The sequence below is a fragment of the Methylorubrum sp. SL192 genome, from assembly GCF_026672325.1.
Lineage (GTDB): Bacteria > Pseudomonadota > Alphaproteobacteria > Rhizobiales > Beijerinckiaceae > Methylobacterium > Methylobacterium extorquens.
In genome coordinates this window covers 2,710,984-2,729,848 of record NZ_JAPPQV010000003.1, presented here as the reverse complement: position 1 = coordinate 2,729,848, position 18,865 = coordinate 2,710,984, and the positions used below count along the sequence as shown (strand labels likewise).

At 65.3% G+C, this 18,865-nt stretch carries 17 protein-coding genes, 1 tRNA gene and 2 pseudogenes; 10 read left to right on the top strand and 10 right to left on the bottom strand.

All coding sequences use genetic code 11. The annotated features are described in order from the left end of the window. Nucleotides 1-487 precede the first annotated feature (487 nt). Nucleotides 488-751 (top strand): helix-turn-helix domain-containing protein, encoded by a 264-nt coding sequence (locus OVA30_RS13615; protein ID WP_268175739.1) that lies wholly within the window; start codon nucleotides 488-490, stop codon nucleotides 749-751. On the opposite strand, the gene OVA30_RS25955 is transcribed toward OVA30_RS13615, so the two are convergent. Together OVA30_RS25955 and OVA30_RS13610 are read right to left on the bottom strand one after the other, a co-directional pair. After that, nucleotides 723-1,121 carry a helix-turn-helix transcriptional regulator gene (locus OVA30_RS25955; protein ID WP_326493618.1) on the bottom strand — a complete coding sequence of 133 codons (399 nt, stop codon included), beginning with the start codon at nucleotides 1,119-1,121 and terminating at the stop codon, nucleotides 723-725. The two genes, OVA30_RS13615 and OVA30_RS25955, sit on opposite strands and share 29 nt — an antisense overlap. Nucleotides 1,122-2,061: 940 nt before the next feature. Continuing rightward, nucleotides 2,062-3,245 (bottom strand): IS3-like element ISMex5 family transposase gene (locus OVA30_RS13610; protein ID WP_253386706.1). Its coding sequence is split into 2 segments (ribosomal slippage): nucleotides 2,062-2,981 and nucleotides 2,981-3,245, totalling 1,185 coding nucleotides; the frame shifts between segments, so codons are not numbered across the junction. Nucleotides 3,246-3,388: 143 nt separating this feature from the next. Here OVA30_RS13610 and OVA30_RS13605 point away from each other — a divergent pair. Beyond that, nucleotides 3,389-3,991 carry a hypothetical protein gene (locus tag OVA30_RS13605; protein ID WP_268175738.1) on the top strand — a complete coding sequence of 201 codons (603 nt, stop codon included), beginning with the start codon at nucleotides 3,389-3,391 and terminating at the stop codon, nucleotides 3,989-3,991. 36 nt (nucleotides 3,992-4,027) lie between these two features. Next, nucleotides 4,028-4,444 carry a Crp/Fnr family transcriptional regulator gene (locus tag OVA30_RS13600; protein ID WP_268175737.1) on the top strand — a complete coding sequence of 139 codons (417 nt, stop codon included), beginning with the start codon at nucleotides 4,028-4,030 and terminating at the stop codon, nucleotides 4,442-4,444. A 134-nt stretch (nucleotides 4,445-4,578) separates the two neighbouring features. Here the strand turns inward: OVA30_RS13600 and OVA30_RS13595 are convergent. Then, nucleotides 4,579-4,806 (bottom strand): annotated as a pseudogene (locus OVA30_RS13595) (transposase); the annotation flags it as partial. Nucleotides 4,807-4,959: 153 nt separating this feature from the next. Here OVA30_RS13595 and OVA30_RS13590 point away from each other — a divergent pair. Next, complete coding sequence (locus OVA30_RS13590; RefSeq protein WP_268175736.1) at nucleotides 4,960-5,748, top strand: hypothetical protein; 789 nt, start codon at nucleotides 4,960-4,962, stop codon at nucleotides 5,746-5,748. A 225-nt stretch (nucleotides 5,749-5,973) separates the two neighbouring features. On the opposite strand, the gene OVA30_RS13585 is transcribed toward OVA30_RS13590, so the two are convergent. Then, complete coding sequence (locus tag OVA30_RS13585; RefSeq protein ID WP_268175735.1) at nucleotides 5,974-6,456, bottom strand: LysR substrate-binding domain-containing protein; 483 nt, start codon at nucleotides 6,454-6,456, stop codon at nucleotides 5,974-5,976. Nucleotides 6,457-7,237: 781 nt separating this feature from the next. On the opposite strand from OVA30_RS13585, the gene OVA30_RS13580 reads away from it, so the two are divergent. Continuing rightward, a complete protein-coding gene (locus tag OVA30_RS13580) occupies nucleotides 7,238-7,816 on the top strand; it encodes a recombinase family protein (RefSeq protein WP_268175734.1) in 579 nt (192 codons plus the stop codon). Nucleotides 7,817-7,820: 4 nt separating this feature from the next. Further along, a pseudogene (locus OVA30_RS13575) lies at nucleotides 7,821-8,144 on the top strand (HNH endonuclease); the annotation flags it as partial. Between the two features lie 1,308 nt (nucleotides 8,145-9,452). On the opposite strand, the gene OVA30_RS13570 reads toward OVA30_RS13575, so the two are convergent. The 3 genes from OVA30_RS13570 to OVA30_RS13560 form a co-directional block, all read right to left on the bottom strand. Continuing rightward, a tRNA-Gly gene (locus tag OVA30_RS13570) sits at nucleotides 9,453-9,527 on the bottom strand. Nucleotides 9,528-9,631: 104 nt separating this feature from the next. Next, nucleotides 9,632-10,108, bottom strand: coding sequence for an NUDIX domain-containing protein (locus OVA30_RS13565; RefSeq protein WP_268177491.1), 477 nt, complete (start codon nucleotides 10,106-10,108; stop codon nucleotides 9,632-9,634). Nucleotides 10,109-10,155: 47 nt separating this feature from the next. Next, nucleotides 10,156-10,851 (bottom strand): fumarylacetoacetate hydrolase family protein, encoded by a 696-nt coding sequence (locus OVA30_RS13560; RefSeq protein WP_012254712.1) that lies wholly within the window; start codon nucleotides 10,849-10,851, stop codon nucleotides 10,156-10,158. Nucleotides 10,852-11,058: 207 nt separating this feature from the next. On the opposite strand from OVA30_RS13560, the gene OVA30_RS13555 reads away from it, so the two are divergent. The 3 genes from OVA30_RS13555 to OVA30_RS13545 all read left to right on the top strand — a co-directional run bounded on the left by OVA30_RS13555 (nucleotide 11,059) and on the right by OVA30_RS13545 (nucleotide 14,518). Next, the gene (locus OVA30_RS13555; RefSeq protein ID WP_268175732.1) at nucleotides 11,059-12,510 is read left to right on the top strand and encodes an FAD-binding oxidoreductase; all 1,452 of its coding nucleotides are present in this window, start codon (nucleotides 11,059-11,061) and stop codon (nucleotides 12,508-12,510) included. 377 nt (nucleotides 12,511-12,887) lie between these two features. After that, nucleotides 12,888-13,181 (top strand): DUF2218 domain-containing protein, encoded by a 294-nt coding sequence (locus tag OVA30_RS13550; RefSeq protein WP_003601356.1) that lies wholly within the window; start codon nucleotides 12,888-12,890, stop codon nucleotides 13,179-13,181. A 77-nt stretch (nucleotides 13,182-13,258) separates the two neighbouring features. Next, complete coding sequence (locus OVA30_RS13545) at nucleotides 13,259-14,518, top strand: aminopeptidase (RefSeq protein ID WP_268175731.1); 1,260 nt, start codon at nucleotides 13,259-13,261, stop codon at nucleotides 14,516-14,518. 28 nt (nucleotides 14,519-14,546) lie between these two features. Here OVA30_RS13545 and OVA30_RS13540 read toward each other — a convergent pair whose 3' ends face one another. The 3 genes from OVA30_RS13540 to OVA30_RS13530 all read right to left on the bottom strand — a co-directional run bounded on the left by OVA30_RS13540 (nucleotide 14,547) and on the right by OVA30_RS13530 (nucleotide 17,862). Continuing rightward, complete coding sequence (locus OVA30_RS13540; RefSeq protein ID WP_265221419.1) at nucleotides 14,547-15,521, bottom strand: lipid A biosynthesis lauroyl acyltransferase; 975 nt, start codon at nucleotides 15,519-15,521, stop codon at nucleotides 14,547-14,549. Nucleotides 15,522-15,676: 155 nt separating this feature from the next. Continuing rightward, nucleotides 15,677-16,405: an acetoacetyl-CoA reductase gene (gene phbB, locus OVA30_RS13535; protein ID WP_012254708.1), complete on the bottom strand. Its 729-nt coding sequence runs from the start codon at nucleotides 16,403-16,405 to the stop codon at nucleotides 15,677-15,679. Nucleotides 16,406-16,677: 272 nt separating this feature from the next. Beyond that, the gene (locus OVA30_RS13530; RefSeq protein ID WP_003601364.1) at nucleotides 16,678-17,862 is read right to left on the bottom strand and encodes an acetyl-CoA C-acetyltransferase; all 1,185 of its coding nucleotides are present in this window, start codon (nucleotides 17,860-17,862) and stop codon (nucleotides 16,678-16,680) included. A 325-nt stretch (nucleotides 17,863-18,187) separates the two neighbouring features. On the opposite strand from OVA30_RS13530, the gene phaR reads away from it, so the two are divergent. Next, on the top strand, nucleotides 18,188-18,799 hold the full coding sequence (gene phaR / locus OVA30_RS13525) for a polyhydroxyalkanoate synthesis repressor PhaR (RefSeq protein WP_003601366.1): 612 nt from the start codon (nucleotides 18,188-18,190) through the stop codon (nucleotides 18,797-18,799). Nucleotides 18,800-18,865: the final 66 nt, after the last annotated feature.

The window sequence follows — 18,865 nt, the reverse complement described above, 5'->3', positions numbered from 1 at the left end:
GGACGCTTGCGCCTTGATGCCCGCACCCCTGGCGCAGGTCGCAGCAGCCTTGCCGATGGCCGGTTTTCTAGGGCGTCACAGCGCAAGCGAACGACGACGCCTCGTGCGACGGCGAAAAAACGTCCGCAGTCGATAGCAGGCGTCCCGCTCGACGCGACGGTCCGTCCCCTGGAACGACCTCCCCGCGCAAGACCGCGCGTCCCACCGGGACGCCTCGATGAACCATCGACCCGGGGTGACGGATGCCGAGCCGACCCGCCACCGTGGAGCGCCGTCGCGCCAGCGGCCGTCGCGGCCGTATGACCGGATTCGGGTGGCAGTTCTCAGCGGGAGACAACAGGAGTCTCCACACCCCGGTTAGGCATCCGGAGATCGGTCCAGCTCGGAATGAGCGAGCATTCCGAATGGGCGTCGCGCGATTTGCCGATGCTCACGCCATTCCGGTCGGACGCCGGTCGAATGGTACTTAAAGTCCGTCGCTTTCCTGTTGTCGCGCGACTTCGCTGCCGGCGTGAAACGGACTCATCCCGGCGCCCTCCGCGACATCCTCGCGACCAATCTCAGACGAATCCGGACTGAAAGGGAGCTCAGTCAGGAAGCCTTCGGCGATCTCTGCGGGCTGGACAGGAGCTATGTCGGTAGCGTCGAGCGCGGCCAGCGGAATATCTCGATCGATAATCTGGAGCGAATGGCAAAAGCTCTGAACCTGGAGCCTTGGCAACTCATAAGGAGGAACGACACCGGCCGCTAACGCGCGTATTCAAGACTACCCTGCTCTCATTATCCGCCCGCGCCCGCGCAACGCCATCCGGTGGGGTGCGGCATCGTTTTTCAGACGGCGCGTGAGCCTCCGGCTTCCTACTCGCATCGACGATGCTGATCGCACCATCGGGTTCGAACTTGAATTCGACTCCTGCGTTCCGGAAAGCATCCAGCAGAGCCTGCACCTTCCGCGGTTGCGATCGCCCCCGTCCAGTTTCGACAGCTACGATAGTCCGCCTCACGACTTTTGCACGCTGTGCGAGATGCTCCTGAGTCCAGTCGAGAAGAGCCCTGGCAGCCCGAAAATGCCTCGGGGCTAGCTCTGTAAATTTTTCGCTTGCATGGCGCACTATGGGCATTATAGTAATCACCAAAGATCAGATGATTCGGCGCAAAAAATCTTGCGCCGAAATCGAACCTCTTCAGGCCGGCGGGATCGGATTAGTTCCGAGTCCTTGAAGATCGGCCCGTGATGCGGCATCGTCAAGTAGCACGATGCTCTCCGTTCCTTCGATGAAGGAACACGCATGTCAGACTGCATAGCGGTCTGCGTGGCGTAAATCTCGCGATGAGCCCACGCATGCGCGCGGCTGTCCTACGACAGTCGAGATCAAGTCTTCCGCATGTCTTCTCCCTCCCTTTCGCCCGATTCCCGCGGCGTTCGGCACCGTACGCCACTCTCCTGGCGCACAACCCGTGGAATCAGGGCAGCAAAGCGCCTCGCCCTTGAGGCTTCCGCCGTGGCGGTCTCCCACGGGGCCATCTGCCTCGGCCCCGACGAGATCGCGCGGCGCTTCTTCGATCAGGTCGGCATCGGGCCCGAAGCAGTCGCAGTCGTACGCTTCCGCCATTCCGGTCAGTCCTGCACGATCGTAGTGCCGACTTTCCGTACTTGGGGTCGAAACGACCTACGCAGACGCACGGCGCATGCAGCCGACTCTGCCTTCGCCGCCGGTCGAAACGTTGTCGTTGAGGATCCCGGTGCCGTGGAGTTGCAACCACGCCTCCGCAATGCCGAACGCATGCTTAAATCAATGCGAGTACCCGCCATGGGGGATGCAGCAACTCTGTCGCGCCTCCTGTCTGCCCAGGGCGGTGAAGCCTCGCTTGCGGAGTGCGAGGCGGCGCTCGCTAGTCCGTTCGCGGACGGGCGCATCTTCGGGCTGATGGTCGGCGGTCGCGTCGAGATCGACCTTTCAGTTCCCCTTTGCGCCGATAGTCTAGTCCGCCTCCGGTCTCCAGGATGGCCGTTCGTGGAAGCTGGGTGATCGGCCCCCACGCGGTGGTCCAAGTTCTAAGTTAGTGCAGGGTCGGCCTTTGCTCCACGGGTCGCTTGGCCGGCGGAGCCGACCGGGTGAGCGCAGCCGGCCAAGCGGTGAAGGCCGGCACGAACACCTCCGGGGCCGGTGGTCGGTAGCCGAGCGAGGCGTGCGGGCGCACGCTGTTGTAGTGTAGACGCCAACTCTCGATCACGATCTGCGCCTCCTTGAGCGTGTAGAAGATCTCACCGTTCAAAAGCTCGTCCCGTAGTCGTGCGTTGAAGCTCTCGACGTAACCGTTCTCCCATGGCGAGCCGGGTGCGATGTAGGCTGTTCTGGCGCCGACATCGGTGATCCAGGCCTGCACGGACTTGGCGATGAACTCCGGACCGTTGTCCGAGCGGATGTGGCCGGGCACGCCGCGCAGGATGAACAGGTCGGACAGCACGTCGATCACGTCCGCCGCCTTCAGCTTGCGTGCGACGCGGATCGCCAGGCACTCCCGCGTGAACTCATCGACCACGTTCAGCATCCGGAACTTGCGGCCCTCGTGCGTGCGGGCTTCGACAAAGTCGTAGGACCAGACGTGATCGCGACGCTCCGCCCGCAATCGCAGGCAGGAACCATCCCCGTCCCAGATGCGGCCGCGCTTGGGCTGCCGAGACGGGACCTTCAGCCCCTCGCGCCGCCAGATCCGCTCGACCCGCTTGTCGTTGACGAACCAGCCCGCCGCCTTCAGCAATGCACCGATCTTCCGGTAGCCGTAGCGCCCGTACTGGCGAGCCAGTTCCACGAGGTCGGCTGTCAGCGCGGCCTCATCCTCTCTTCCCCGCGGCACCTTGCGCTGCGTCGAGCGATGCTGCCCGAGCGCCCGACAGGCGCGGCGCTCGGAGACGTCTAGGACGTTCATGACATGCGCGATGCAGGCGCGTCGGCGCGCGGGGCTGGTCAGTTTCCCCGAGCGGCCTCCTGCAGGATCAGCTTGTCGAGGGTGAGATCCGCAATCGCCTTGCGCAGCCGCTGGTTCTCAACCTCCAAGTCCTTCATCCGTCGAACCTGATCGCTCTTCAGGCCGCCGTACTCCTTGCGCCAGCGGTAGTAGGTCACTTCCGTCACGCCGATGGCCCGGATCGCCTCCGCCACGCTCTGGCCCTGCGAGACCAGAACATCCACCTGCCGCAGCTTGGCGACCACGTCTTCCGGCTTGTGCCGCTTCGTTCCCATCTGTCCGTCCTCATCTGGCTCAAAAGCCATACCTCAGGGCGGACCACTTCAGTGGGGGCGGATCAATCATCGTTGCAGCTTTCGCAACTCTACCGACCGCCTTCGCCTATCTGGCTTTTCCCTACGGGTTCGAGGTCGCATGGTTGATCGTATTCATCTGCTGCAGGCTCTTTCCCGGCCTCCTGCGAAAGCATTGGGCCAATGTCATCGGAGGCCTGCTTGCGGGTGCGGCCGTTGTCGCGTCGATCTCGTTGCACCTTTTCTCCGTCGGCGAGCAGCAAGCTATTGAAGCGGCCAGCTCGTGGTCGTTGCTGGTTCCGTTGACGAACATGCGGCAGTTTCTAATCGAGCGATCGGGAATCAGTACTATCTATCTAAATACAATTATATGCTTTGGAGCGCCCGCGTTCCTGCCTCTATTGTTTTGGGACTATAGCAGAAGCGAGAATCGCGAGACCTATCCGATCAAGGCGACGGTGGCTTACATAAGAAATTATTGGATAGGGTTCGGAGCTCTCGGGCTGCACATGAGCATGATGAAGCTTAACCACATGGTCTATCCATTCTATCGCCAGACGACGCCCGAACAGGCAATCGCGATACAGCACAAGTACGCTTCGCTGCTCAATGCCCGTTTCGACAGCTGGGCGGTGGTAGGACTGGTCACGACAGCGACGCTTTGTTCCATCATGCTCACCGGCTGGGTCCAGCTCATCGAATCCATCTTGCGGCGAACGCCACGGTAATCAGGCGGCGCCAGATGTCCTCCGGAAGCCAGCCGAATGCGCCTCGCGCCTGAACTGGTCGCCGATCTGCTGACGCACCATCCCCGGATCGCCCGTGCCTTGCGCAAGAACCAGCTCGTGGATGAGGGGATCTTGCGCGAGTGGCTGATGAACGTGGGTCGGCGCTCGGCCGTGGAGCAGCTGGCGCACTTGTTCTGTGAGCTTCTGCTCCGATTGAAGGTGGTCGGCCTGGCGGATGGCACCGGCTACAAGTTACCGCTGACGCAGGTGGATTTCGCGGACACCACCGGCATCACCTCCGTTCACGTCAACCGTTCGCTCAGGGAGCTGCGGCAGAGCGGGCTGATTGAACTTGAAGGTGGCCGGCTGAAGATCCTCGACTACGCTGGCCTGCGGGCTCTTGCCGAGTTCAGGGCCAACTACCTGCACCTGTCAGATTGTGCTGCTGCATGAACCTGCGCCTTCAGCCGGTACAGGTCGCCACGGGCGGCGATGATCAGGAGAGACAGCTTGTCTTTCACGAGGGCTTCCTCGTCGCGGTGCTGATACACCTATCGGTGCGCATGGCGAAAAGGCCAGCATGTGGTGGCCAGCCGCTTCTTCCCGGCTTCCAGGAACTCCTTGGACCAGCCGTAGTACATCGAGCTGGCGATGCCTTCGCGCCGGCACAGCTCGGCGATGCTGTCCTCGCCGCGCAGGCCTTCCAGCACGATGCGGATCTTCTCTTCGGCCGAGAACTGCCGATGCGTAGCGCGGCGGATGTCCTTGATCACGGCCTCCGCCGGCTTCCGTACCGGCCCGGATGACTGTTTTATCTTCGCTCCTGGGGGCTACGATGAACCAGCCATCCTCCGTTCGTGAAGACCCTCAATCTGTCTCAGGAGTGCTGACGGCGGACACGCAGAGCTAAACGGGCGAAGGCGCAGCGTTCCAACGTCAAAGATACCGCTCTTAAAGGACGACATGGCATGATGCCGGGCATGCCGCTGAACCGCACCGCCACTGTAATCATTTTGATGTCGCTAATGGGCTGCTGCGCAACAGGTGCGGCAGAAGCAGAGGTAGACAGCGCTCCATCCAAGGAGGTCGTTTTTATCTACCTCGTACCGAGCGATCGTTCGGCTTCCGATACATATTCTGCCAAAATTGAATTTGCAGCAAGGCACTTCCAGGCGTGGCTCAGTCAAAAACTAGGCGGCAAGACATTCCGGTTGTCCTATCCCGTTGTCCGAGTTGTGCGTTCCAGCAAACCTGCAAAGTGGTTCGGCTCGGTCGAGCAATACAGCGGTTATAGTGCATTCTATCGCAACACGTTAGACGAACTAACGCGGCTGGGTGCTGCCAAGTTGAACGATCCGCAGGCGCGCTTCATGGTCTACGTGGATGCCGATCACGCTTGCGGACAATCCGGAGCCGGCGGTAACGGCCTCGCAGTAGTCTCAGCAAACGATCTCCGTGGACTCAGCGGAGAAAAGATTGTGCCTGCGTGCGATAAGGCAAACGGAGCCGAGATTGCGGGGCGCTGTCGATGGATCGGAGGAATGGGCCATGAGCTGCTACATACCCTCGGCCTGATCCATCCCGACCGATCGCCAGCATGCCAGACAAATCAGTGCCGTTCCGAAGCGTTGATGATGCAGGGATACATTACGTATCCGAAAGCCATCCTTCTTGAAGAGGAGGGTTCGCTCTTGAACCGATCTTCCTTCGTGAGCGCCCGACGTACAGACACTTTCATCGACTGCACGCTTCCCTGATACTCTTCTGCCTGTCCGCTGCTAAGTGATGCTCGTCGCGACACAGATGACTGGGTCGGATCGGAGGCGGAAAGTCCGCTTCCAAGTAGAGCGGCAGAGGCCGCTCTCCACCCCGTGCGGTCCTCTGGTTGTGCGGACGCGGTTGTCTAGAAAACAAACGTTTTCCTGATATGTCTTGGTAGCCGCTTACGACCCTTCTCAGGCCTACGATGTATGGATCGTTCTCTATCCTCTTGCGGCGCTGCGGAATGCGACAGAGAGGGTAGTCAGGGCATCTCGGGGTGGACCTTCTGTCAGCCTCGAGTGGATGAAGATCGGCAGGCGCGGCAGTGCAGGACGCCCCAGCCTGTCCCCTATGTCCACCGCACCGAGCGGCAGCATGCGCGGTGCGAAAACTGCGACGCCTAGCCCCGCCGTCACGGCGGCCACGCCGCCGCCCACAAAGATCTCTGTCCACGCGATGCCTGCCGCGTCGAGCACTTGGCTGGCCATCGCTCGCACCCCACAGGGCTCGGCCAGCATTGCCACGGGCAAGGGTTCGTAGCCGCGGCGCTGCCAGTCGGGAGCCGCGAACCAGCCGAAGCGCTCCTCAGCAATCATCTCGCCGTCGTCCCGGCTGGTTTGGAGCCGAACAATGACTGCATCGAGTTCGCGCCGGTCGTAGCTCTGCAACAGGTCACCCGAGGATCCGATGCGGCCGCGACTCATACCCTGATCGGCTACGCTCGCTGCTCCAGTGGCAGTTCACAATCGGGGCATTGTCGCTTGAACTGACATCCTAAGGTTCTGTGTTGGTATCGTCGGTAGCTTCAAGACTATCCTGTATTCTGCAGGTTGGCTGGCCACGCGATAAGTCACTGATCCGCTGCCAATCGCCTGCCGATGGGCAATCTCGTAGGATCAATGTCTGACCGTCCTCTGAAAACGCGTAAAGACACTGCTGCGCGTGCCCATAATTGTCGCGCAGCGCCAGCCGCTCCCCTGTCACTCGCCAGCGCTCGCAAAAGTCCCATCCGTCGCCAGCATCCATTGTGCTGCCATAGATTGCCCGCCCGTGATGAAAACACCGGGTGGTTTGCGAGGCCGGCCAAGGTGATCCTTTGAATGGCGGTCTTTTAACGTTCCAGCATCCGTAGAACAGGCGCGTGACCCGATAAGTGGGTGCTGCCTTCAACTCTGACTGCTGCGCGAAACTCGATGACGCTATCATGCTTGTGAGGAGAGAGATCAGGGCTATCAAGATCGCATGGCGGTCCAAGGTATTCTCCATAAGGCCTTATCCAGGCTGCACGGCTCAGCGTTGCTACGGCAGAGGCGACGTATCGTAAATTGTCGTCGACTCAGATTGTTGGAGATGTATGGAAAACGAATGTTTAGGTGACATACAGCCGGAACTCCTTCCCGGCCCCCTCAAGCGTGGCGGTTTCTGTCACCTAAATATGTAAGCTTTTCTATTATCACGAAAACGCTGTTGTAGGACTATCGTGACATGTTGATTGGCTACGTACGCGTTTCCACCGAGGACCGGAACCTGGATCTGCAGCGCGATGCCCTGAGGGCCGCTGGCTGCATCCGGATCTTCGAGGAGAAGGAAAGCGGGCGCGCCGGCATCAAGCGCCCGGCCCTCGAGGCGGCCTTCGACTTCCTGCGCGCCGAGGATCAGCTGGTGGTCTGGAGGATCGACCCTCTTGGCCGCTCCCTCCGCGAAATGCTCGACACCGCCCACATGCTGCAGGAGCGCGGGGTCAAGCTTCGGTCGCTGACCGAGCAGGTGGACACTGAGACCGCCACCGGGCGGATGATGTTCAACTTCCTCGGCACGATCGCCGAGTACTTCCTCGACCTGAACCGTGAGCGCACCCTGGCCGGGCTCAAGGCGGCGGTCGCGCGGGGCCGCAATGGCTGCCGTCCGCGCAAGATCACCGACGCCGACCTAGAGGCGGGCCGCGCGATGCTCGCCGCCGGCACCATCTCGGTGGCCGAGATCGCCAAACGCGTCGGCGTCAGCCGCAAGACCTTCTACCTCTACTTTCCGCAGGCACGCGCACGCAGCCAGGCGCAGGGCTGAGCCGATGCCGATCCGCCCGGAAAACCGCTTCTTCTATTCCATCGACTGGGCGCAACTGTCCGACATGATCCGGTTCGGGCGTGCCAAGGGCTGCTGCGAAGGCTGTGGCCGGCCCCATGGTCAGCTAGTGTTTCACCTGGGGGATGGTCGCTGGTGGGATGCAGTCGGGCAGACTTGGCGTAGCGGCAAGGGGCGTCCGCTCAAGCTGGCGCCTCTGGAATGCCTGCCGGCGGGCATGGTGATCGGAACCACCCGCGTCTACCCGGCCTGCGCCAACCTCGACTATGATCCGGGCGACAACGACCCCAAGAACTTGAAGGCGCTCTGCTAGCGCTGCCGCATCCTGCACGATCGTAGCGAGCATCTGCGCCAGCGCTGGTTCCGCCTACCTGCGGTACGCGGTGCAGTGCATGTGCACCTACATCCGCGCGAGCCGTGACGGCATGATGGCGATTGACGCGGCCGAGGTCTCGATGCGCGCCAACGACGGGGGCGGTCCATGTGCTAAGCCCGCGGCCGCTCCGTCGGCGATCCGAGCACGCCCGCCGACCGGTTCCGGCTCGTGCCCTTTGACCGGATCCGGCTCTCTACGGTGCCGCGGTTCCTCGTAAAGTCCTTGCTGCCAATCCTCGGGCTGGCTGAGTTCTGGGGGGCGCCGAAGTGCGGCAAGAGCTTCCTCGTCTCGACCTGCTGATGCACGTCGCACTCGGCTGGATCGACCAGGGCCGGCGAGTGCAGGCCGGGCCCGTAGTCCACTGCGCGCTCGAGGGGCTGAGCGGATTCGAGGCGCAGGCCGAGGTGTGCAAGCAGCGCCATCTCGACGGCAATACCGCCCCGGTGCCGTTCCAACTGATGCCGGCGCCGCTAAACTTCGTGGCGGACAATCCTGGCCTCATTTCCTCAATCTGCATGCAGATGCCTGATGGCGAGCGCCCAGCGGTCGTGTGCCTCGAATACACTCAGCCGGAGCTTCGTCGCTCCAAGGCCGAGGACGAGGCGATAACCGGGAATCGCTGCCGCTCAAGTTGCGGTATTGCTTCCTGCAGGGCAGCGCCATGCACGAGAGCATCACACTTCACGGATCGCTGCGGTCGAGTACCGAAGGATGGGGGGGCGAGATCGTGACCTCGATACGCATGATCCTGCGAACGGCAATTGCTGCGCTGAAGCGGGCCTCACCGAAGGGCTACTTGCCGCCGATTGTCTCCAGAGGACGCGCCTGGAACCGACTTCCGCAGCCGGAGCAGATCAGTCAGCGCGATCAGGTCGGTCGAAATTGTCGCCAGCCTCTTCGATCATATCCGACGTGGACCCGACGGCATGCGGCATCCGCGGAAGTCCGGCCTGCCGGGGGCCACTATGTGGGAAGATACGCGGCGGCTCATTCCTTCCTGGCGAAGGACTCAAGGAACAGAAATGATCTTTGGAGCGAATCAACTCATTCGGAAACCGGTGCCGCTCAAAGCGTCACAACGCTTCCAAAGATGCCGAGGCGAAGGATCGCGGTGCTAGGCTGATACCTTCTGGCCGTCGTTTCCACATGCAGAAACGTGAGGCCTCGGTGAGGCCTCAACATATCTAGTGCGCGGCCTGGCTGCCACTAAATAGCCCTAAGGGCTTGGAATGGTTGGGAAACTGGAGCGGGCGAAGGGATTCGAACCCTCGACCCCAACCTTGGCAAGGTTGTGCTCTACCCCTGAGCTACACCCGCTCTCTTGTCCGTCCGTCCGGCGCCGTGGGCGCGTCCGTCGGTGGCGCTGGTAAACACTATCCCGGCCGGGGATGCAAGCGCCAAGGTCGATTTTTTTGCGCGGCTCACCAAAGCTCGGCCGGAGGCTGGCTGCCGCGGATCTCGTCGAGACGGGCGCGGGTGGCGCGGGTGGTGTCGGCCGGCAGGGCGTCGAGGGGGAAGAAGCCGGCCTCGGCGATCTCGCGGTCCGGCCGCTTCGGGCCCGTCACCGTGAAGGCCGGGACGACGTAGACGGCGATGTGGTCGCGGCGCTGCGCGCCGGGGTTCAGGAAGAAGCCGTGCAACTGCAGCGGGGCATCCGGCGACACCACGATCTCGGCTTCTTCCCGGAACTCGCGGGCCATCGCGGCGGGGCCGCTCTCGCCCGGATCGATCCCGCCCCCGGGCAGATGCCAGCCGGCGACGTAGGTATGGCGCACGAGGCAGACCCGCCCCTGCCCGTCGATGGCGACGCCGCGGACACCCAGCGTCATGCCGCGCGTGAACAATGCGACCCGCAGGGACAAGCGGTGGAGCCAGGGGCGGTCGAGATTCGGGATCATGCCCGCCTTGTAGACGCAGGCGCTTCGCCCGTCGCGCCCCGGCTCGCTCACACGACCTTGAGCGCGATCGCGCCGACGCCCTCGATCCGCGCGCTCATGGTCTGGCCGCGTTGCACCGCCCCGACGCCCGAGGGCGTGCCGGTGAGGATCAGGTCGCCGGGATGCAGCTCGAAATAGGTCGAGAGCAGCGCGACCTGCTCCGGCACCGACCAGATCATCTCGGAAAGGTCGCCGCGCTGGCGTTCGGCGCCGTCGACGGCCAGCGTGATCGCGCCGGAGCGAGGATGGCCGATGACGCCCGCCGGCCGCAGGGCGCCGATGGGGGCGGAGAAATCCGCCGCCTTGCCGAGCTCCCATGGCCGAGCCTGCCGCTTGGCCTCGTCCTGAAGGTCGCGCCGGGTCATGTCGAGGCCGACCGCGTAGCCGTAGACATGGGTGCCGGCGGTCTCCACCGGGATGTCGCGCCCGCCCCGGCCGAGGGCGGCCACCAACTCCACCTCGAAATGGTAGTTTTCGGTGCGGGGCGGATAGGGATGCTCGACCGTCACGCCCTCGGGCACGATCTGGACCGTGTCGGCCGGCTTGAGGAAGAAGAAGGGCGGGTCGCGCTCGTCGGCGCCCATCTCGCGGGCATGGGCCCGGTAGTTGCGGCCCACGCAATAGACCCGGCGCACGGGAAACAGATCGGAACTGCCGTGGATCGGCAGCGCCGTGCGCGGCGGGTTCGGAATCACGGACAGCATGGCGCCTCAAGCCTCGTCTTCGGTGGGACGGAAAACACGGGCGGATCGGGCGGCGATCCGCTGCAAAGGGAAAACCCACAAGCGCCCGGTGTGTGCCATTTCCCGGGATCCCCGTTCCGCCATCCTCGGCTCTCGGTGCAAATGCCGTTCCCCCGGCCTATCTGAGGCGGACGACGCTTCGTTCGTCTCCGCCTCCGCCCTCCATCGATGACCGCTCCCCTCTCCCACGATCGCCTGCTGGCCACGCTCTCCGAGCGGCTCGGCCTTCGGCACGTGCGCACCGATCCGGCCGATCTCGCGCCGCATCTCGTCGAGTCCCGCGGGCTCTACCGCGGCCATGCGCTGGCCGTCGTGGCGCCGGGCACGACCGAGGAGGTCGCCTTCACCGTGCGAGCCTGCGCCGAGGCACGGGTGCCGGTGGTGGCGCAGGGTGGCAATACCGGCCTCGTCGGCGGCGGCGTGCCCTTCGGCGGGATCGTGCTGTCCTTGAACCGCCTCGACCGGCTGCGCGCGATCGATCCCCTCGGCGCCAGCATGACGGTGGAAGCCGGCATGATCCTCGCCGACGTGCAGGCCGCGGCCGAGGCGGCGGGGATGCTGTTCCCGCTCTCCTGGGCGGCGGAGGGCACGGCGCGGATCGGCGGCGGCCTTGCCACCAATGCCGGGGGCCTGGCGGTGCTGGCCTACGGCAATGCCCGCGACCTCGTGCTCGGCCTCGAAGTCGTGCTCGCCGACGGACGGATCTGGAACGGGCTCAAGGCGCTGCGCAAGAATAACGCCGGCTACGACCTCAAGCACCTGTTCGTCGGCTCGGAGGGCACGCTCGGTATCATCACCGCCGCGACCCTGAAGCTGTACCCCAAGCCCCTCTCCACCTGCGTCGGCTTCGTCGGCCTCGCCTCGGCGCAGGCGGCGCTCGCCCTGTTCGCCCGGCTCCGGGCCGGCGCCGACCGGGGGCTGACGGCCTTCGAGTACATGCCCCGCTTCGGCCTGGAGATGGTGCTGAGACACGGCATCGACGTGCGTCCGCCGCTCTCCGGCTCCCATGCCGCCTACGCCCTGGTGGAGCTGTCCTCGCCCCGGCCCGGCTCCGACACCCGCGCCGAGATGGAAGCCTTGCTCGCCGAGGCGATGGAGGCGGGAGAGGTGGAGGATGCGGTGATCGGCGGCAGCGCGGCGCAGGACGCCGCCCTGTGGCGCCTGCGCGAGTTGCTGCCCGAGGTGCAGAAGGCGGAGGGCGGCTCGATCAAGCACGACGTCTCGCTGCCGCTCTCGCGCCTCGCCGACTTCCTGGAAGAGGCGAGTGCGGCCTGCGAGGCGGCCATGCCGGGCCTGCGCCCCTGCCCGTTCGGGCATTTCGGCGACGGCAATATCCACTTCAATCTGACCCAGCCGGTCGGCATGGAGAAGGCGGAGTTCCTGAGCCAGTGGGGCCGCTTCAACGCCATCGTTCACGGCATCGTCGAGCGCATGGACGGCTCGATCGCCGCCGAGCACGGCATCGGCTTGATCAAGCGCGATGAACTCGCCCGCACCGCCGACCCCGTCGGCCTCGACCTGATGCGGCGGTTGAAGGCCGCCCTCGACCCGCATGATGGGCTCAATCCGGGCAAGGTGGTGGCCCTCTCGGACGACCCGCCGCCGGCTCTCCCGGTCTGAAAGCGAGTGTGACGGGGCGCACGCGGGAACGCGCGCTGGCCTCCGCGGGTTGTTGTGCAACGCACAAGATGGCTGCATGATCCGGGTCACAGGGCCGGGAATCAGCCTTGCGCGCAACCGGAATGATGCCCGGATGATGAGATCGTTAACCCTTGCGACCCGACAATCGCCCTCTACCGGCACCGGTGGCGGAGCGATCCGCCTCGGTTTCGTCGCATGACGATTTTAGGCGCTCGTTCCACATACCGCAGTGCGGTGCGCTTCCCCTGGAAGGTGACGCGCTGCAGCGACGGGCGATGGGACGAGTCATCCGGCTTGCATCCTGGGGCACGCGTTCCGAGCCGTCCCGTCCGCACCGACTTTGAAGGAGACCATTGATGCCCGTTTCACAGGCCCGGGTGCCGACCGCGGAAGCCAGTCGCTACCTGAAGCAGCTCTGCCGCCATTGGAGCCACAAGTTCCCGGTCGAAGAGAGCGGCGACAAGGGCCGGGTTCCGTTCGGCGAGGACCGGATCTGCACCTTCGAGGCGAGCCCCGACGCCCTGGTGATGCAGGTGGCCACGCCCGACCCGGCCGGCCTGACACGGCTGGAGAATGTGGTCTCCGACCATCTCCTGCGCTTTGCCTTCCGCGAAAATCTGGGTGACATCACGTGGTCGCGCGCGGCCTGAGCCGCGGATCGGTCTGACGGGATCGATTCCCGGCCGGGAAGACGGCGCGCGGCGAGACAGCCTGGAGAACCCCTTCCATGAGCCAGACGCCGGGCACGGCCGCCCTCCCCTTCACCGAGCGCCTCGACCGGCTGGCGGAAGTCGCCGTGCGGGTCGGCCTCGGGCTGAAAGCGGGCCAGGAACTGGTGATGACGGCGCCGCTCGAAGCGGTGCCGCTGGCCCGCGCCATCACCGAGCAGGCCTACAAGGCCGGCGCTTCGCTGGTCACGACCTTCTATGCGGACGACGCCGCGACGCTCGCGCGCTTCGCCCACGCGCCCGACGAGGCGTTCGACCGGGCCGCCGGCTGGCTCTATGCCGGCATGGCGGACGCCTACCGGAGCGGAGCGGCCCGGCTCGCCATCTCGGGCGACGACCCGTCCCTGCTGGCGGGTCAGGATCCGTCCAAGGTCGCCCGCGCCAACCGTTCGCGCTCGCAGGCCTACGTGCCGGCGCTGGAACTGATCGCCGGCTTCTCCACCAACTGGACCATCGTCTCGGCCGCGACCAAGCCCTGGGCGCGCACGGTCTTCCCCGACCTGCCCGAGGACGAGGCGGTCGTGCGCCTGTGGGACGCGGTCTTTTCCGCCTCGCGCATCGACGGACCCGACCCCGTCGCGGCCTGGGGCGCGCATAACCGCGATCTCGCCCGCCGCACCGAGCGGCTCAACGGCGCCCGCTTCTCCGCCCTGCGCTTCCGCGGTCCCGGCACGGACCTGACCGTGGGACTCGCCGACGATCACGAATGGTGCGGCGGCGCCACGACGGCCAAGAACGGCATCGTCTGCAACGCCAACATTCCGACCGAGGAGGTGTTCACCACACCGCACCGGGCGCGGGTGGAAGGCTACGTCGCCAGCACCAAGCCGCTCTCCTACCAGGGCACCCTGATCGACGACATCCGCGTACGCTTCTCCGAGGGCCGCATCGTCGAGGCGAACGCGCGCACCGGCAGCGACGTGCTCGCCAAGGTGCTCGACACCGACGAGGGCGCCGCCCGCCTGGGCGAGGTGGCTCTGGTGCCCGCCTCCTCGGCGATCTCGGCCTCGGGCCTGTTGTTCTACAACACGCTCTACGACGAGAACGCCGCGAGCCATATCGCCCTGGGACAGGCCTACTCGAAATGCTTCCGCAACGGCGGCGACGGTCTGAGCGAGTCGGATCTCGCCGAGCGCGGCGCCAACCGCAGCCTGATCCATATCGACTGGATGATCGGCTCGGCCGAAATCGACGTGGACGGGATCACCGCCTCGGGCGAGGCTTTGCCGGTGATGCGCCGCGGCGAGTGGGCCGACTGATTTCTTGTGAATCCGCCGTCCGCCGGGATCAGCTGCTCTGCGCTTCCCCGGCGGGCTGGACCGGAAGCGTTCCCTTCGGCAGCATCTTGGGCCGCCAGCGGCGGTGCATCCACAGCCACTGGCCGGGATGCTCGCGTACCCATCCCTCGATCACGCGCGTCATCGCCTGCATCGCGCCCTGAACCTCGATCAGCCCGTCCGGGCCGCGGGGCAGATCGAGCGGCGGCGTCAGTTCGAGCAGGAAGCGCCCGCCACCCTTGCGCACCACCCGCGCGCCGTGGACCGGACAATCATGGTGCCGGGCGAGCTTGCCGAGCAGCGGGTTGACCAGCACCGGCCGCCCGAAGAACGTCACCACGACACCGCGGGTGAAGTGCTGATCGATGAGCTGGCCGAGATGGCCGCCGCGCTCCACCACGCCCTGCATCGCGAAGACGGCGCCGGGGCCGGAGGCGGCAAGCCCTCCCATGGTCTTGCGGCGGACTTCCTGCACGAGCTGGGCGGCGGCCGGATTGTTCGGCGGGCGGAACACGGCGGTGGTCTCGAGCCCGAACTTCTCCGCGCAGATCGCGGGCAGTTCCCAGTTGGCGAGGTGGGCTGAGAAGATCAGCCCCGGCTGGCCGTCGTCGCGGATCGCGAAGAACTGCTCGAGCCCGCGCACTTCCATGCGCTGGGTCGCGAGGTTCTCCGGGTCGTAATCGAAGATCGTGTCGAGATGGGCGTATTCGGCGCCCGTGCGCCCGAGATTGTCCCATGCCTCCAGCGCGATCGCTCGCAGCCGCCGCTCGTCCTCCTTCGGATAGGCCGCGCGGAGGTTGTCCATCGCCGTGCGGTGCGAGGGCAGGAACGGGCCGATGAGGCGAACGAGCCGGCCGCCGGCCGCACTCGCCCGGTCGGTGCCGAGCATCCGCGCGAGCAGGAACACCGCTCGGATCAGCGGGATGGTCGCGAAGCCGGCCAGCCGAGGCAGGTTCCGCCGCAGGATCAGCGCAAGGCGCAGCACAGCCGGTTCATCGAAGGAGCGATCGGGGGAGGTTCGGAAGGCGGCATAAAGTATATTTTTCGGGCAGGCGAGCACGTTGCTCGGGAAACGGCGAAGGCCGCCGGCCCGTCGAGCGGACCGGCGGCCTTCGGAAGGCGCGGCGCGAGAGCCTTGGATCAGACGAAGTGCTGACCGCCGTTGATGGTGAGGGTCGAGCCGTTGACGAAGCCGGCCTCGTCGCTGGCGAGGTATTCGACCGCGTGGGCGATCTCGTCGGCCTCGCCGAGGCGGCCGGTCGGGATCGTCGAGATGATCTTGTTACGGATGTCTTCCGGCACCGCCATGACCATCTCGGTGGCGATGTAGCCGGGGGCCACCACGTTCACGGTGACGCCCTTCGAGGCGCTCTCCTGCGCCAGCGCCTTGGCGAAGCCGATCACGCCGGCCTTGGCCGCCGAGTAGTTGGTCTGGCCGGCCTGGCCCTTCTGGCCGTTGATCGACGAGATGATGATGATGCGCCCGAAATTGCGCGAGCGCATTCCCTCGATCAGCGGACGGGTGCAGGTGAACATCGAGTCGAGATTGGTGCGGATCACCGCCTGCCACTTCTCGAAGGTCATCTTGTGGAAGGCGCCGTCGCGGGTGATGCCGGCGTTGTTCACGAGGACGTCGATCGGGCCGAGTTCGGCTTCGATCGCCTTGATGCCGGCCTCGCAGCTCGCGAGATCGCCGACGTCGAACTTGAACACCGGGATGCCGGTCTCGGCCTTGAAGGCGTTGGCCGCCTCGTCGTTTCCGCCGTAATTGGCGGCGACCTTGTAGCCCTTGTCCTTCAGGCGCTTGGAGATCGCGGCGCCGATGCCGCGCGTTCCGCCCGTGACGAGGGCGACGCGTTCCTGAGCCATAGTTTCCTCCGTGATCCCGTATCGGGTTGTTGTTAAGACGGTTCGCGAAATACCCGCTAGGCGTGCGGCGGACAGGGCAACGATCCTGTCACCGCCTTCGCGGGAGCGGGGCGCCACGCGTCATCCCCGCCTGTGTATCCGGGCGACCGCGAGCCCGCATCGCATTTAAATTTCACAAACCCTCAAGCTGATTTCGTCAAATTCATCTTGAGTTTCTGTGTGGGAAGGGCGCCGCGCGCCCTTCCCCGCGCGCCCTTCCCGAAGCCGGTCGCTCAGACCCGCTCGACACACATGGCGACACCCATGCCGCCGCCGATGCAGAGCGTGGCGAGACCCTTCTTGGCGTCGCGGCGCTTCAGCTCGTGCAGCAGGGTGATGAGGACGCGGGCGCCGGAGGCACCGATCGGGTGGCCAATGGCGATGGCGCCGCCATTGACGTTCACCTTCTCGTCGTCCCAGCCCATGTCCTTGTTCACCGCCAGCGCCTGAGCGGCGAAAGCCTCGTTCGCCTCGATCAGGTCGAGGTCGGCGGGCTTCCAGCCGGCCTTCTCCAGGGCCTTGCGCGAGGCCGGGATCGGGCCCGTGCCCATCACCTTGGGATCGACGCCCGCGGTCGCCCAGGACACGATCCGGGCGAGCGGCGTGATGCCCCGGCGCTCGGCCTCGGAGGCCGACATCAGCACCAGCGCGGCGGCGCCGTCGTTGAGGCCCGAGGCGTTGGCCGCGGTCACGGTGCCGTCCTTGGCGAAGGCGGGCTTGAGCTTGGCCATCGCCTCGACGGTGGCGCCGTCACGGATGTACTCGTCGGTGTCGACGACCGTGTCGCCCTTGCGGCCCTTCACGGTGACGGGGACGATCTCTTCCTTGAAGCGGCCTTCCTTGCGGGCGGCCTCGGCCTTGTTCTGCGAGCGGACCGCGAACTGGTCCTGCTGCTCGCGGGTGAGCTGGAAGGCCTGGGCGACGTTCTCGGCGGTCTGGCCCATGTGGTAGCCGTTGAAGGCGTCCCACAGGCCGTCCTTGATCATGGTGTCGACGAGCTTGAGATCGCCCATCTTCTGGCCGCCGCGCAGGTACTGGGCGTGCGGGCTGAGCGACATCGATTCCTGGCCGCCGGCCACGATCACCTTGGCGTCGCCGTTGGCGATCTGCTGCATGCCGACCGCGACGGTGCGCAGGCCCGAGCCGCAGACCTGATTGAGGCCCCAGGCGGTCGCCTTCTCGGGGATGCCCGCGGCTATGGCGGCTTGACGGGCCGGGTTCTGACCGGCGGCAGCGGTGAGCACCTGGCCGAAGATCACCTCGTCCACGTCGTCCGGCGAAACGCCCGCGCGCTCCAGTGCGGCCTTGATCGCCGTGGCGCCGAGTTCGTGGGCCGGCACGGAACCGAAGGCACCGGCGAACGATCCGACGGGCGTACGCGCCGCACCGACAATGACGATATCTTCACTGGCTGCCATCGTGACGTTCTCCTCATTCGGCGGCGCGATATTTGGTAGACCAGAATGTCTGGCGCGCGACCTGCCGTTCACCGGATGAAGAGCGCACACCTCGCGAAGTCAAGCGTGCTTACGGACAACATGGGCGGAACGTCGCATAGACGACCGCGCTCGCATGCGCCGGATTCTACGGGGACAGGGATAAATTGCTGTTTTCGCCGCGCCGCGAAAGCCTTAAGGTTGGTTCCGACGAATGTAGAGCCCGGCCTGCGCAGGCGGGCAGCCGATCATGTCGGAGCGTTGAGCTTTGCGCAGACTCATGAGCGAAGCGGGAGGTGTCGCAACGATGGCCGAGAACGGCAGGGCGCATCAGACCGTCATCAAGAAGTACGCCAATCGCCGGCTCTATCACACCGGCACCTCCACCTACGTCACGCTCGAAGACCTCGCGACGATGGTGCAGAACGGCGAAGACTTCATCGTCTACGACGCACGCTCGGGCGACGACATCACCCGCTCGGTGCTGACGCAGATCATCTTCGAGCAGGAGAACAAGGCCGGCGACGACAATCTGCTGCCGGTGGCCTTCCTGCGGCAGCTGATCCGCTTCTACGGCGACAGCATGCGCACAATGGTGCCGAGCTTCCTTGAATTCTCCATGGCCAACTTCGCGAAGGATCAGGACGGCCTTCGCGAGAAGATGGCCCAGAGCTTTGGCCCCTCCGCCTTCCAGCAGGCGCTGCAGGAGCAGGTGCGGGCCAACATGACCTTCTTCGGCGATGCGATGAAGATGTTCACCGGCGGCTTCGGCCCCGGCGGACCGCCGCCGGGAACGATACCCGCCGCGCCCCCCGCCTCGGCTCCCACGCCCGCCGTCAGCGGCCCGGCCGACCTCGACGAGTTGAAGAAGCAGATGGCCGAGATGCAGGCCCGCCTCGAATCGCTGGCGCGCAAGTAGGGCCTCGTCCCGAAGGACGATTGCCGCGCGTCCGGCCGGACGACGCCGGCGAGAGGGCGAACCCGC

What these genes read in the sequence shown, in the direction of transcription:
- OVA30_RS25955 (WP_326493618.1), bottom strand. Translation starts at nt 1,121, where the DNA reads ATGCCCATAGTGCGCCATGCAAGCGAAAAATTTACAGAGCTAGCCCCG.
- OVA30_RS13600 (WP_268175737.1), top strand. Translation starts at nt 4,028, where the DNA reads ATGCGCCTCGCGCCTGAACTGGTCGCCGATCTGCTGACGCACCATCCC.
- OVA30_RS13590 (WP_268175736.1), top strand. Translation starts at nt 4,960, where the DNA reads ATGATGCCGGGCATGCCGCTGAACCGCACCGCCACTGTAATCATTTTG.
- OVA30_RS13585 (WP_268175735.1), bottom strand. Translation starts at nt 6,456, where the DNA reads ATGAGTCGCGGCCGCATCGGATCCTCGGGTGACCTGTTGCAGAGCTAC.
- OVA30_RS13580 (WP_268175734.1), top strand. Translation starts at nt 7,238, where the DNA reads ATGTTGATTGGCTACGTACGCGTTTCCACCGAGGACCGGAACCTGGAT.
- OVA30_RS13565 (WP_268177491.1), bottom strand. Translation starts at nt 10,108, where the DNA reads ATGATCCCGAATCTCGACCGCCCCTGGCTCCACCGCTTGTCCCTGCGG.
- OVA30_RS13560 (WP_012254712.1), bottom strand. Translation starts at nt 10,851, where the DNA reads ATGCTGTCCGTGATTCCGAACCCGCCGCGCACGGCGCTGCCGATCCAC.
- OVA30_RS13555 (WP_268175732.1), top strand. Translation starts at nt 11,059, where the DNA reads ATGACCGCTCCCCTCTCCCACGATCGCCTGCTGGCCACGCTCTCCGAG.
- OVA30_RS13550 (WP_003601356.1), top strand. Translation starts at nt 12,888, where the DNA reads ATGCCCGTTTCACAGGCCCGGGTGCCGACCGCGGAAGCCAGTCGCTAC.
- OVA30_RS13545 (WP_268175731.1), top strand. Translation starts at nt 13,259, where the DNA reads ATGAGCCAGACGCCGGGCACGGCCGCCCTCCCCTTCACCGAGCGCCTC.
- phbB (WP_012254708.1), bottom strand. Translation starts at nt 16,405, where the DNA reads ATGGCTCAGGAACGCGTCGCCCTCGTCACGGGCGGAACGCGCGGCATC.
- OVA30_RS13530 (WP_003601364.1), bottom strand. Translation starts at nt 17,862, where the DNA reads ATGGCAGCCAGTGAAGATATCGTCATTGTCGGTGCGGCGCGTACGCCC.
- phaR (WP_003601366.1), top strand. Translation starts at nt 18,188, where the DNA reads ATGGCCGAGAACGGCAGGGCGCATCAGACCGTCATCAAGAAGTACGCC.